This is a genomic window from Kitasatospora sp. NBC_01246 (assembly GCF_036226505.1).
Lineage (GTDB): Bacteria > Actinomycetota > Actinomycetes > Streptomycetales > Streptomycetaceae > Kitasatospora.
In genome coordinates, this window is record NZ_CP108484.1 from 4479293 (window position 1) to 4492215 (window position 12923).

The following is a 12923-nucleotide window of genomic DNA, read 5'->3' on the forward strand; positions in this document are numbered from 1 at the left end:
CGGCCGGCGGGCCGCCCGGTGCGCCCGCCCGGCTGCCCCGTGCGGGGTCCGGCGTCCGGTTCACGGCCGGGCGGCGGACGAGTCGGCGAGCTCCGCGAGCTCGGCCAGCTCGTCGGTGGCGTCCGGCTCGCCGTCGCGCAGGAACATGGCCGTCTCGTCGCTGAGCGCGTCCAGCACCCGGTTCAGGTGCTCGGTGGTGTGGGTGGCCATCAGGCTGAGCCGCAGTCGGGGCGAGGCGGCCGGCGGCACCACCGGGTTGGTGTAGACGCCCTTGTCGATGAGCCGGCGCCAGAGCAGCAGGGTGTCGACGACCCCGCGGGTGCGCAGCGGGATCACCGGGGTGCTGCTCTCACCCGGGCTGATGCCGAGGGAGAGCAGGCCGGCCCGCAGGTGGTCGGCGTTCTGCTGGGCCCGCTCGGGGCGCCAGGGCTCCTCGCGCAGGATCCGCAGCGCGGTCAGCGCGGCGGCCATGCTGGCCGGGGTCGCGGAGGCGCTGAAGATCAGGCTGCGGGCGTGGTGCTTGATGTAGTGGATGACGTCGTCGTCGCCGACGACGGCTCCGCCGAGCGAGGCCAGGGACTTGCTGAAGGTGACCGTGATGAGGTCGACCCGGTCGGTGAGGCCGAAGTGGGAGCAGGTGCCCCGGCCCTGGTCGAGGACGCCGAGGCCGTGCGCGTCGTCGACGATCAGCCGGGCCCCGTGGCGCTCGCAGACCTCGACGATCTCCGGCAGGGCGCAGAGGTCGCCCTCCATCGAGTAGACGCCGTCGACCACGACCAGCTTGCCGGCCTGGGCCGGGACGGCGGCCAGGCCGCGGTCCAGCGCGCGGGCGTCGTTGTGCCGGAAGCGCCGGTGCTTGGCGCCGCTGAGCAGGCAGCCGTCGACGATGGAGGCGTGCGCGTCGCGGTCGGCGAAGACGACGTCGCCGCGGCCGGCCAGGGCGCTGATCGTGCCGAGGTTGGCCTGGTAGCCCGTGGAGAGCACGGCCGCCGCGGGCTTGCCGTAGAAGTCGGCGAGTTCGCTCTCCAACTGGTCGTGCAGGTCGAGGTTCCCGTTGAGGAAGCGGGATCCGGTGCAGGACGGGCCGTACCGGTCGAGCGCGTCGGCGGCCGCCTTTCTGACCCGGGGATCGGAGGTCAGACCCAGATAGTTGTTGGAGCCGCACATCACTAGCTCACGGTCACCCAGGGTGACCGTGGTGCCTTCGTGGCCGGTGAGCGGGAGGAAGTAGGGATAGATCCCGGCCGCCATGGCATCCCGGGCAGCACGGTAGTCGGATACCTTGGAGAAAATGTCCACCAGATTCCCTCGAATTCGATGATCGGCGTATTCGACGCATCGGTTCACGCGAATTTTGACCCTGGTTTGAACGGAATACCCGCCGCTTGGGCATGGCCGGGCCGGCCGCATCGGACGGGGCCGTGCGGAAGCCTGCCCCGGTGCGGTGCGCGTCGTTGCGCAGCGGCCCCGGGCGTGGTCGTCGAAGCACGACCGGGCATGGCGGATGAGCCGACGGTGTGTTGAGGCGGCGCGAACAGCCTACGCCTCAGCCTTGTTGACGTGTTGTCAGCTAGTGCTCGTGGGCTGCCGGCCTGCGCGGACATCGTCGAATCCGTATGTCTCGCATGATCCCCCGTGGATGTCGAACAGCGTTCCCCCTGGCGCGGAGAAAAATCCCGGCGCCGCTTCTTCGATCATCGTGCGCATGAATCTTGAGGTGGCCGGGCGGGGATCCCCGGGATCTCGCCTGTTTTCGGCCGAGGAAACGTAAGCACGCTCCATTCCGGGCTGTCAACACCCGTCTCTTTCGGGCCGCTTGGAATTACCGGCGAGTCACATCGGTTCTGCTAGGGTGGGCGCCGACCGTCTGGACGGTCCGTGACACGGAGAGAGGGACGGAACGGTGCGTGATCATCTGCTCGACGCTGTCGAGCGGCTGCTGGTGCGGGGAGGTCTGGACGCGGTGCGGCTGGACGCGGTGGCCGTCGAGGCCGGCGTCAGCAAGGGCGGGCTGCTGCACCACTTCCCCAACAAGCGGGCGCTCGTCCAGGGGGTCGTCGAGCGGCTGGCGGACCGGTTCGAGGCCGTACTGCCCGGGCCGCAGGCGCCTCCCGGCGCCTTCGCGCTCGCCTGGTTGGAGGCGAGCATCCCGGAGGAGTCACCGGCCGGGGACACCAGCGGGGCGGACCAGGTGCCGGTGGCGCTGCTCGCCGCGGCCGGCGGTCCGGAACTGCTCGACGTGCTGCGGTCCCGCTACGAGCGCTGGCAGCGGCGGCTCGTCGAGGACGGCCTGGACCCGGCCGTGGCCACCCTCGTGCGGATGGCCGTGGACGGCTGGTGGTCGGCCCGCCTGCTCGACCTCAGCCCGCCGCACGACGGGCTGCACCGTGAGTTGCGCAAGCTGCTGGTCGACCTCGCCGGCGGCAGAAGCTAGGTCATCCGAAACGAGACGGGGGACGGACATGACGGCGTACCTGCTGGTGGGAGCGGCCATCGCGGCCGAGGTGACGGCGACACTGGCCCTGCGGGCCTCGCACGGACTGACCAGGCTCGCGCCCAGCGTGGTGGTCGCGATCGGCTACGTCGCCGCGTTCGTGCTGCTGGCCCAGGCGCTGAAGTCGTTGAACGTGGGCCCGGTGTACGCCGTCTGGTCCGGGCTCGGCACGGTCGGGGCGCTGGTCGGCGGCGCGGTCGTGTTCGGCGAGCCGGTCAAACCGGCCTCGCTGATCGGGGCCGTGCTGGTGGTCGGCGGGGTCGCGGTGATGTACCTCGGCGGCGGGCTGAGCCACGAGTGAGCTCCTGACCCGGGGCGCCGCCCGGCGCCCCGCCGCGGGGTGCGCCCCGCTACTCCCACTCCCAGCGGATGCCGACGTGGCCGGGCTGCTGGTCGGGGGCGAGCACGTGGGCGCTGGCCGAGGCACCGATCCACAGCTGCTCGCGGCGGCGGTCGACGTCCTCGCCCGGAGCGCGGTCGTAGCGCTCGCAGTGGACGGGCACGGCCGCCGGGTCGAAGTGCACCTGGAGCACGTACTCGCGCACCGGGATGGCGAACCGGCGGCTGTACTCCATGGTCGGGCCGCCGGGCGGGATCTCCACCTCGTACTCGAAGACCGTGCTGTCCCCGTGGCCGAGCGGGCGGTCCAGCATCAGCTCGCCGACCACCAGGCCGGCCTTGGGCCTGCGGCGGACCCGGCCGAGGCGGCCGTGCCGGACCGAGGTGATCTCGGGGCAGCCGGTGGCCTCCTCGTCGGCCTTGTGCACCACCAGGCAGCGGCCGACGCCGCCGACGGTGGCGCGGACCACCTGGCGCATCCGCAGCAGGTTGCCGCGGCGCTCGGCGTCGACGTAGTACGAGTCGTGGATGGAGAGCCGCTCCAGCTCGCCGACCGGCGGGGCGTCCAGCTCGGCGAAGACCTCGGCGATCTGCTGCTCGCCCGGCCAGACGTCCTCCAGCCGCAGGTGCGCGGTGTTGGCGGCGGCGGCCCAGCGGCCCCGCGGGCGCGGCGGGCCGAGCAGGGCGGAGAGGGTGGAGTGCGGCAGGCCGAGCAGTTCCTCCAGCAGGTGGACGGCGCGCAGTGAACTGGCCCGCTCGGGCTGGCTGCGGCCGCGCCGCCAGTAACTCAGCGTGGTCACGCTGACCCTGACCCCGCGTTGGGCGAGAGCGGCGCGGATCCGGTCGAGGCTCAGGCCGCTGGCCTCGATGGCCAGGTGCAGGGTGTCGGCGAAGCCCCCGGCGGGGGCGGGCCGGCCGGTGCCCGGGGCGGCGGCGGGTGTGGTGGCGGTCGCGGCGGGGGGCACGGCGGCGGGTGCGGGCGCGCCGGGGCGCGGTCCGACCAGCCGGAGCCGGGCGTCCTGGGGGTGTTGTGAGCCCATGCGGTTACCTTCCCCAGCAAGCGGGTTCGGCGCGGTCGGTCCGGCGCCGGAGGGCGCCGTGAACGGCTTCACCGAGCTGTGGGGAACCCTATGCACGGTCGAGAGGCTACGTCATCAGTCGTGCGTATGACAGTGGTCACGAGGGGTGGGCCACAGGGTTATCGATCTTGAAACAGAACGGAAACACGCCGTCGGGGCGGTCCCGGTGCGGACCGCCCCGACAGCGTGGGGTCGCGGAGGTGATCAGGAGACGCTGAGCGCGGCGTCGTCGATCACGAAGCTGGTCTTGAGCGAGGCGTCCTCGGTGCCGGTGAACTTGACCGCCACCGTCTGGCCCGCGAAGGCCGACAGGTCGAAGGACTTCTGGACGAAGCCGGTGGCCGCGTTGGCGTTGGACAGGGTGGCCAGCGTGGTCGAGCCGGCCTGGACGGTCAGCTTGTCGTACGCGGTGGAGCCGGACTCGGCGGTGTCGACGTGCACCCAGAAGGAGAGCGTGGCCTTGCAGCCGGCCGGGATCGACACGGTCTGCGCCAGGGTGTCGGTGTGGGCGCTGCCGTAGCCGTCCAGCCAGGCCTTCCAGGAGCCGGCGTGCGCGGCCTCGCCGGAGGCGTTGTCGACGACGCCGGTGGACGCCGTCCACGGCGCGGCGGTGCCGGTCTCGAAGCCGCCGTTGCCGATCAGCTGGGCCGCGGTGCAGCCGCCGGTGGGCGGCGTGGTGGTGCCGCCGAGCAGCGCCGCGTCCAGGGCGTCGGCGATCGGGCTGCCCCAGCCGGTGACCTGGTCGTAGCCGGCCTTGGTGGAGAAGTCCTGGTTCTTGCCGGTGGTCACGTCGTGGAACGTGGTGCCGTAGCCGCTGCCGTTGGCGACGGCGTACAGCCGCGGGCTGGCCTCACCGAGGACGGGCTGCCCGGCCGCCTTGGCCTTCTGGTTGAACTGCGCCGCGTAGCCGGACCAGAGCGGGGCGGCCGCGCTGGTGCCGCCGTAGACCTGCCAGCCGCCGGCGGTGTAGATGGCGAAGCCGCTGGCCGGGTCGGCGTTGGAGGAGACGTCCGGGACGGTGCGCATGGTGCCGCTCACCCCGGTGCCGGTCTGCCAGCTCGGCTTGGCGAAGACGGTGGAGACGCCGCCGCCGGCGGTGCTCCAGGCGCTCTCGGAGGAGTAGGCGCTGCCGGAGACCTTGAGGTTGGTCCCGCCGACGCCGGTCTGGTGCGGGCTGGACGCGGGGAAGTCGACCGCCTTGACGGAGGAGCCGCTGGTGGAGCGGGTGCAGTCGCGCGAGCCGTCGTCGCCGGAGGCCGAGAAGATCGAGATGCCCTGGGCGGCGGCCTGCTTGAAGGAGTTGTCGACCGCCGTCATGGAGGAGGCGGTGGTGTCGGGCTCGCAGGAGCCCCAGGAGATGGAGATGACCGAGACCCGGTTGTCCGCGACGATCTTGGCGGCCATGTCGATCTCGCCCTGGTCGCTGTTGGGGGCCTCGTAGACCAGCTGGGTCGCCTTGGGGGCGACGCCGCGCACGATCTCGCTGTCCAGCTCGACCTCGCCCTGGCCCTCGCCGGGGGAGGAGTCGTAGTTGGCGCCGTCCACCGACACGGTGGAGACGGCCGGGCCGGTGAGCCCGTACTGGCTGTCGTAGGTCTTCAGGTTGTTGGAGCTGTAGCCGTCGAACTCCCAGAGCGCGACGCTGACGCCGGTGCCGTCGGCGCCGGTCTTGTTCAGGTTGTACGCGCCGTCGTACTGGCTCGGGCCGAAGCCGCTGGGGGCGGCGGTGACCGCGTTCGGTGCGGCCGGCGTGGACGGCTTCACGTTGCGGGTGGTGCGGACGGTGTGGTTGTTCAGGCCGGATATGCCCTGCACCACGCCGGCGAGGTCGGCCGGCACGGAGGCCGCCGCGTCGTTGGCGAAGAAGGTGCGCTGCTGCTGCGGGTCCAGGTAGGCGCTCTCGTGGGTGCCGAAGGCCTTGGCGATCTGCTCGGCGGTGCCGTGCGCGTCGACCACCTGGCGGTTGTCGCTGACGGCGGAGACGGTCAGGCCCTGGGCGGTCAGATAGCCGCGGACCTGGTCGACGGCGGCCTGGGTCGGGCCGAACCGGTCGGTGAACTGCTGCGGCGTCAGGTGGGTGCCGAACTCGGGGGCGCCGGGGGTGGCGATCGCGGCGAGGAAGCGGTCCAGCTCGGCGGTGTCGCGCAGCTTCAGGCTGACCGCGACGGAGAGCTGCTGCTCGGCGGGGACATCGCCCTTCTTCTCGGAACGGGCCACCGCGGGGGTCACGGTGTTCGGCAGCGAGACGCGCGGCGCGGCGGCGTTGGGGGCCGGGGCGGCCTGCGCGGCGGTCACGCCGAGCGAGACCGCGGACAGCGGCAGGACGGCGAGTGCCGCGACGAGGGCGAGGGAGCGAGGGCGCACGGAATCCTCCTCTGGCCGGCATGTGGGGGCCGGCAGGGGCCAGGGCGTCTCTGGGGTGAAACGCTGGCTAGAACATGACAGAGCGGTTCCGGGAATTGGCTTATGGTCAAGCAATTCGTTGCTAAAGAACAGTCAACTGTGGAGAACGGAATGGAGGAGTCTTCATACAGTTAACGGCCGGAATTCACGCTCCGGACCGCCCCGATTCGGCGGCCGCGGGCGACGTAGAATCGGGTACCGGGCGAGACCGAGGGAGTACCCGATGACCGACCGGACGGCAGACCCGCGCGACCCCCGCCCGCTGACCGGCGAGCCGCTCGCGCTCGACCTGCTCAACACGCGGTGGGCGGGCAGCCCGGTGAACGACCTGCTGGACCGGCCGGACGGCTTCGGGGTCTGGCTCTCCTCCGCCGGGCTGGCGGACCGCTGCGAGGCCGACGACGCGGGGCTCGTGGCGCTGCGGCAGGCCCGGGAGGCGCTCGCCGCGGCGGTCCGGGACCTGGACGCCCGGGGTGAGGTGACGGCGCCCGCGGCGGCCGGTCTGAACGAGGTGCTGCGGCACGGGCGGCTGCGGCGCGAGCTCGGTCCGGCGGGGCCGGCGGCGCACGTCGAGGTGGACGGGCCGCAGTGGCTGGCGGCCTGGCTGGCGGTCGACGACTTCCTCGACCTGCTCGCCCGGGGCACCCTCCGGATCAAGAAATGTGCCCACGAGGCCTGCATTCTGCACTTCTTCGACACATCGCAGAACGGCCGCCGGCGGTGGTGCTCGATGGCGGTGTGCGGAAACCGCGCGAAAGCGGCACGGCATTACGAGAAGGCGCGCGCCTAAGGCCGGCGTGCGGGGGCGGTGAACCGCCCCCGCACGCGGTCCTCAGCCCTGGTCGGGGGCGCCGAGCCACTGGGCCAGCGCGGCGCGGACCTCGCCCTGGCCCGGGTCGACGGCGGCCCAGGCGGCGTAGCCGTCGGGGCGGACCAGCAGCACGGTGTCACGCAGCTTGCCGTGCGGGTCGGCCGGCGCGACGGTCTGCAGCCGGCCCGCCCACGGCTCGGCGGCGGGCAGCTGGTCATTGCTGACCAGCACGAACGTGCCCGCGCGCAGTGCCTCGTAGAGCCGCTCGGGCGCGGCCGGCCCGTCCTCCCGGGCCTCCTCCAGGGCGGTCAGCCGCAGGTCCGGCACGCGCCGGCCGGCCAGCGGGTGGGCGTCCTTCGGCGCCGCGTAGCGGATGCCGATCCCGGACACCGTCCGGGCGCCGCGCTCGGCGACCACGTCCAGGTGGTCGGCCAGCGTGGTGAGGGCGCCGCGCAGCACCCGGGTGGGAGCGGACTGGGCGAGGGCGAGCCGGATCAGCGCGCCGGAGGTGCGCAGCACCGACTTGCCGACCGGGTGCCGCTCGGTCTGGTAGGTGTCCAGCAGGGCGTCGGTGGCGTGGCCGCGGACGGCGGCGACGAGCTTCCAGGAGAGGTTGGCGGCGTCCTGGAGGCCGGTGTTCATGCCCTGGCCGCCGGCCGGGGAGTGGCAGTGCGCCGCGTCGCCGGCCAGGAAGACCCGGCCGGAGCGGTAGTTCGGCACCTGCCGCTCGTCGCTGTGGAAGGTGGAGCTCCACCGGGCGTCGTGCAGCCCGTAGTCCTCGCCGAGGGCGGTGCGGGTCATCTCGGCGATCCGCTCCAGCGAGGGCGGGGCGCCGTCCGCGTGCTGCTCGGCGCGGTCCCAGGCGATGACCCGGTACCAGCCGTCGCCGAACGGCGCGAGGAAGGCGAAGCCGCCCTCGCCGGCGCCGACGGTCAGCAACTCGTCGGGCGCGCGGTCCAGCCGGACGTCGGCCAGGACGACGGAGTTGACCACCGACTCGCCGGGGAAGGGGATGCCGAGCAGGTCGCGGACGGTGGAGTGGACGCCGTCGGTGCCGACCACGTAGGCGGCCCGGTGGGTCTCGGTGGTGCCGTCCGCGGGCGCCTCCCCGCTGCGGGCGCGGGGGCGGGTCTCGACGGTGACGCCCTCGGCGTCCTGCCGCAGCCCGACCACCTCGGCGCCGCGCAGGAGGGTCGCGCCGGCCTTCAGCGCGCGCTCCTGGAGGAGGCGTTCGGTGTGGTACTGCGGGGTGATCAGGACGAACGGGAAGCGGCTCGGCAGGGCGGCGAGGTCGACCCGGAGCCGGTCGAAGAGCCGCAGCGAGCTGAGCGGGCGGCCGGTGGCGATCAGGTCGTCGGCCAGGCCCCGGGCGTCCAGCAGCTCCAGGCTGCGGGCGTGCACCGCGAAGGCCCGGGTGAGGTTGGACTCGGTGTCGCGCTTCTCCAGGACGGTGACCCGGATCCCGGCAGTGGCGAGGTCCCCGGCCAGCAGCAGGCCGGTCGGTCCGGCCCCGACGATCAGGACGTCGGTGACGGTCTGCTTCGCGGTCATGTGTCAGCTCCCGGTGCTCGGACGGAGGTTGGACGCCGGTCCGGGCGCCCTCCCGGCCTCCATCATCGCTGGCGCGGGCGGGGCTGTGAATTCCCGCGGGACGGAACCGGGCCCCGGCGTGGCACCGCCGGGGCCCGGAACCGGATCGGCTCAGCTGTGGCGGCGGATCTCCACGGTGCGGAACCGGTTGGCGACGAAGGCGCCGTCGCAGTAGGCGGCGTTGGCGGCCGGGTTGGCGCCGGTGCCGTGCAGGTCGGAGAAGGCGGCGGTCTGGTTGGCGTACACGCCGCCGGTGAGGTTGAGCGAGAGCGAGACGCCGGAGTCGAGCGCGGCCTCGACCAGCGCGGCCTCGACCTCGGACGAGGTGGTGTAGCCGGAGGCGGTCATCGCGCCCTGGGTCCGGACGGTGTCGCGCAGCAGCTCGACCGCGGCGGCGGTGGACTCCACCGCGACGGCGAAGGAGACCGGGCCGAAGCACTCGTCGCGCAGGACCGCGCGGTCGTCCGGCTTGTCGGCGTCCAGCTTGACCAGCGCTGGCGTGCGGATTGTCGCGGCGGGGAACTCCGTGGAGGTCACCACCCGCGGGGCGAGGGCGAGTTCGCCGTACTCGCCGCCGGCCGCGGCCACCGAGCGCTGCAGCACACCGGGGTTGACCACGGCGCCGAGCACGGCCGTGGCGCGGGCGTCGTCGGAGAGCAGGCCCTCGATCGCGCTTGCGAGGTCGGTGACCACCTCGTCGTAGGACTTGGCGCCCTGGTCGGTGTCGATGCCGGTGCGCGGGATCAGCAGGTTCTGCGGGGTGGTGCACATCTGGCCGCTGTAGAGCGAGAGCGAGAAGGCCAGGTTGCCCAGCATGCCCCGGTAGTCGTCGGTGGAGTCGACGACCACGGTGTTCACGCCGGCCTTCTCGGTGTACACCTCGGCCTGGCGCGCGTTCTCCTCCAGCCAGTCGCCGAAGGCGGTCGAGCCGGTGTAGTCGATCAGCTTGACCTCGGGGCGGACGGCGAGCGTCTGGGCGACGGTGCCGCCCTCGTGCTCGGCGGCCAGGCAGACCAGGTTCGGGTCGAAGCCGGCCTCGGCGAGCACCTCGCGGGCGGTCCGCACGGTCAGCGCGAGCGGCAGCACGGCGCGCGGGTGCGGCTTGACCAGCACCGGGTTGCCGGTGGCCAGCGAGGCGAACAGACCGGGGTAGCCGTTCCAGGTGGGGAAGGTGTTGCAGCCGATCAGCAGCGCGAGGCCGCGCGGGACGACGGTGAACTCCTTGGTCATCACCAGCGGGTCGCGCTTGCCCTGCGGCTTGGTCCAGCCGGCGCTGGCGGGCAGCCGGGTCTGCTCGGCGTAGGCGTAGGTGACCGCCTCCAGACCGCGGTCCTGGGCGTGCGGGCCGCCGGCCTGGAAGGCCATGCCGTAGGCCTGGCCGGTGGTGTGCATCACCGCGTGCGCGAACTCGTGCGAGCGCGCGTTGATCCGGGCCAGGATCTCCAGGCAGACGGCGGCGCGGGTGAGCGGGGTCGCGGCGGCCCAGCCGGGCCGGGCCGCGAGCAGCGCGGCGATCAGCGTGTCCGCGTCGGCGTGCGGGTAGCCGATGCCCATCTCGACGCCGTACGGGGACGCCTCGCCGCCGATCAGGTCGCCGTCGGCCGGGTGGCCGTCGAGGGCGAACGGGAGGTTCAGCAGCGCCTCGAAGGCGGCCTTGCCGTCCGCGGCGCCGCTCTCGCCGTAGGCCTTCGGGAACTCGGGGTAGGGCGACCAGTAGTCGCGGGACGCGGCGGCGGCGAGCGCGGCGTCCAGGGTGGCCTGGTGGCGTTCGACCAGCTCGGCGACGAGGGGGTGGGTGACCGCTGCGGACATGGTGTGCGCTCCTCAGAGGGGAGGACGGGACACGTCACAGAGTAACCGAACGATCGGTCGGCTCAAGAGGGTGTGCGGGTCGGATCCGGAGAACGCGCGGGGGCGCGTCCGCAGCGGACGCGCCCCCGGGGCGGAGCGGGGTACCGGTCTACGGGATGCCGAGCTCGAAGATGACGTACCCGGCGTACCAGCCGGAGGCGATCGCGCCGGTGCCGAGCACCGTCGCCAGCACCGGCCAGCTCAGCTTGCGCATGGCCACCGCCAGGGCGATCAGCAGCGGGAAGGCCGGGAGCAGGTAGCGCGAGGTGTTGCCGAAGATCCCCAGGCTGCCCAGCACCGAGACGATGGTGGCCAGCGTGTAGGCGGTCAGCACCAGCGGCGGACGCAGCCGGACCAGCAGCACGATCAGCACCGGCAGGGTCAGCACGATCAGGGTGGCCAGCAGGTCGGTCACCGGCCAGGCGAACGGGTAGTCCGAACGGCCCAGCAGGACGCCGCGGATCGCCTCGAAGGTGCCGTGGCCGAAATCGAAGTAGTGCAGCCAGGCATCGTGCTGGAGCTTGAAGTAGCCGCCCCACTCGCCCGTCCGCCAGCCCACCCAGCCGACGTAGCCGAGCAGGCCGAGCGGGGCCAGCAGCATCGCGGCCACCGGGCGGGCGACGCCGCTCCCCCGCCGGTACAGCTCGACCAGCGCGGCCAGGCCGACGGCGCCGATCAGGGCCGCCGAGGTCGGCCGGTTGAGGCCGGCGACCAGCGTGATCACACCGGCGGCGATCCACTGCCCGGTCATCACGCAGTAGCAGGCCCAGGCCGCCAGCGCGACGAACAGCGAGTCGGAGTAGAGCGCCCACTCGGCGCCGGAGCCCGGGGCGATCGCCCAGAGCCCGGCCGCGATCACGCCCGCGCGCGGGCCGGCCAGCTGGTCCACCACCGCGTAGATCCCGGCCGCGGCGAACAGCGAGGCCACCACCGAGACCAGCATCCCGGCGCCGTACAGGCCGAGCCCGGTGCCGTCCGAGACCAGCCGCATCAGCCCCGGGTAGAGCGGGAAGAAGGCGGCCGAGTTCTGCTCGACGGTGAAGCCGGGGAGGCCGCCCGGGACGGGGACCAGCGCGGGGTGGTAGCCGAACTGGGCGATCTGCTGGTACCACCAGCCGTCCCAGCTGGCCAGCACGTCCCAGGGGTTCGCGCCGCCGCCGAACCGCGGGTGCTTCTTGACGTAGTCGCCCGAGAAGGAGAGCAGCTTCATGAAGACGGTGAAGCCGATCAGCTTGAGCACCGCGTAGCACCACACGGCCGGCCCGAAGCGCAGGACCAGGGCGCGGCCGCGCTCGCGCCAGTCGGCCCGCGCCGCGTCCCCCGGCTCCTCGCTGCGCTGCTCGGGCACGTCGGAGGCGACTGCCGGTATTGCGCTCATGAGACTGGACCCCACCCTGCTGGCCGTGGACGCTGGTCCGCAGATTCTAGGCCGTCGGCCGCGCTGTTGGTGCGGACCAATGGACCCGGGCGCATCGGGCGCAGCGGGGCCGGGGATACTCGGAGGATGGCCGATCACACCACGCGTACCGCCTACACCGTGGAGTCGCTGCTCGCGGTGACCGTCGACGTCTTCAACGAGCGCGGCTACGACGGCACCTCGATGGAGGACCTCTCCCGGGCGGCCGGGATCTCCAAGTCCTCGATCTACCACCACGTCCGCGGCAAGGAGGAACTGCTCCGGCTGGCCGTCGGGCGGGCCCTGGACGGGCTCTTCGGCATCCTCGCCGAACCGGGCGCGGTCGAGGGCCCCGCGGTGGAGCGGCTGGAGCACGTGGTCCGGCGCACCGCGGAGGTGCTGCTCACCGAGCTGCCGTACGTCACCCTGCTGCTGCGGGTGCGGGGCAACACCGTGACCGAGCAGTGGGCGCTGGAGCGCCGCCGGGACTTCGACCACCAGGTGGCCGAGCTGCTGAGGGCCGCCGTCGCGGACGGCTCGCTGCGGGCGGACGTCGAGCCGCGGCTGGCCACCCGGCTGCTCTTCGGCATGATCAACTCGATCGTGGAGTGGTACCGGCCCGGCGTGAAGGCGGCCGACGGCGTCGCGGACGCGGTGGTCCACCTGGCCTTCGACGGCCTCCGCGCCCGGTAGCACCGGGAGGGGCCGGGGCCGGAAGGTACCGCGCCAAAGGGCCACCCACCCGTCCCGAAAGGGCACCCGGCTCGGCCCTCATCGGGCCCGGGGACGCTCCACCGGTCCCCCAAGGGTCACCCCGCCCCGGCACTACCCGGGCCCAGGGGACGCCCGCCGGGCCCTCAACGGTCGCCCCGCCCGGGCACTACCCCGTCCCAGGGGACGCCCGCCTGGCCCCCAACGGTCGCCCCGGCCCAGTGCGCCCCGGAGGCGAGCGGGCGAGGA

10 protein-coding genes are annotated in these 12923 nt (G+C 73.2%); 4 read left to right on the plus strand and 6 right to left on the minus strand.

The genetic code is table 11. From position 1 onward, the window contains the following. Positions 1-60: 60 nt before the first annotated feature. Positions 61-1251, minus strand: coding sequence for an aminotransferase class I/II-fold pyridoxal phosphate-dependent enzyme (locus tag OG618_RS19725; protein ID WP_329488840.1), 1191 nt, complete (start codon positions 1249-1251; stop codon positions 61-63). 652 nt (positions 1252-1903) lie between these two features. Between OG618_RS19725 and OG618_RS19730 the strand changes: the two genes are divergently transcribed. Further along, complete coding sequence (locus tag OG618_RS19730) at positions 1904-2434, plus strand: TetR/AcrR family transcriptional regulator (RefSeq protein ID WP_329488841.1); 531 nt, start codon at positions 1904-1906, stop codon at positions 2432-2434. A 28-nt stretch (positions 2435-2462) separates the two neighbouring features. After that, a complete protein-coding gene (locus tag OG618_RS19735) occupies positions 2463-2795 on the plus strand; it encodes a DMT family transporter (protein WP_442906829.1) in 333 nt (110 codons plus the stop codon). 49 nt (positions 2796-2844) lie between these two features. Here the strand turns inward: OG618_RS19735 and OG618_RS19740 are convergent, their stop codons facing one another. Together OG618_RS19740 and OG618_RS19745 are read right to left on the minus strand one after the other, a co-directional pair. Beyond that, a complete protein-coding gene (locus tag OG618_RS19740) occupies positions 2845-3873 on the minus strand; it encodes a hypothetical protein (RefSeq protein ID WP_329488843.1) in 1029 nt (342 codons plus the stop codon). A 243-nt stretch (positions 3874-4116) separates the two neighbouring features. Then, entirely contained in the window at positions 4117-6276 is a 2160-nt protein-coding gene (locus tag OG618_RS19745; protein ID WP_329488844.1) for a protease pro-enzyme activation domain-containing protein, read from the minus strand. Between the two features lie 262 nt (positions 6277-6538). On the opposite strand from OG618_RS19745, the gene OG618_RS19750 reads away from it, so the two are divergent. Beyond that, a complete protein-coding gene (locus OG618_RS19750; RefSeq protein ID WP_329488845.1) occupies positions 6539-7105 on the plus strand; it encodes a CGNR zinc finger domain-containing protein in 567 nt (188 codons plus the stop codon). 42 nt (positions 7106-7147) lie between these two features. On the opposite strand, the gene OG618_RS19755 is transcribed toward OG618_RS19750, so the two are convergent. The 3 genes from OG618_RS19755 to OG618_RS19765 form a co-directional block, all read right to left on the minus strand. After that, positions 7148-8677, minus strand: coding sequence for an FAD-dependent monooxygenase (locus OG618_RS19755; protein WP_329488846.1), 1530 nt, complete (start codon positions 8675-8677; stop codon positions 7148-7150). Positions 8678-8827: 150 nt separating this feature from the next. Beyond that, a complete protein-coding gene (gene paaN, locus OG618_RS19760) occupies positions 8828-10528 on the minus strand; it encodes a phenylacetic acid degradation protein PaaN (protein WP_329488847.1) in 1701 nt (566 codons plus the stop codon). A 148-nt stretch (positions 10529-10676) separates the two neighbouring features. Beyond that, entirely contained in the window at positions 10677-11945 is a 1269-nt protein-coding gene (locus tag OG618_RS19765; protein WP_329488848.1) for a hypothetical protein, read from the minus strand. Between the two features lie 126 nt (positions 11946-12071). Here OG618_RS19765 and OG618_RS19770 point away from each other — a divergent pair, with 126 nt between their 5' ends. Continuing rightward, positions 12072-12656, plus strand: a complete 585-nt coding sequence (locus OG618_RS19770; protein WP_329488849.1) for a TetR/AcrR family transcriptional regulator — start codon at positions 12072-12074, stop codon at positions 12654-12656. The last annotated feature ends 267 nt before the right edge of the window (positions 12657-12923 follow it).

Coding starts and splice junctions, on each gene's coding strand:
- OG618_RS19725 (WP_329488840.1), bottom strand. CDS start 1,251: ATGGCGGCCGGGATCTATCCCTACTTCCTCCCGCTCACCGGCCACGAA.
- OG618_RS19735 (WP_442906829.1), top strand. CDS start 2,463: ATGACGGCGTACCTGCTGGTGGGAGCGGCCATCGCGGCCGAGGTGACG.
- OG618_RS19740 (WP_329488843.1), bottom strand. CDS start 3,873: ATGGGCTCACAACACCCCCAGGACGCCCGGCTCCGGCTGGTCGGACCG.
- OG618_RS19750 (WP_329488845.1), top strand. CDS start 6,539: ATGACCGACCGGACGGCAGACCCGCGCGACCCCCGCCCGCTGACCGGC.
- OG618_RS19755 (WP_329488846.1), bottom strand. CDS start 8,677: ATGACCGCGAAGCAGACCGTCACCGACGTCCTGATCGTCGGGGCCGGA.
- paaN (WP_329488847.1), bottom strand. CDS start 10,528: ATGTCCGCAGCGGTCACCCACCCCCTCGTCGCCGAGCTGGTCGAACGC.
- OG618_RS19765 (WP_329488848.1), bottom strand. CDS start 11,945: ATGAGCGCAATACCGGCAGTCGCCTCCGACGTGCCCGAGCAGCGCAGC.
- OG618_RS19770 (WP_329488849.1), top strand. CDS start 12,072: ATGGCCGATCACACCACGCGTACCGCCTACACCGTGGAGTCGCTGCTC.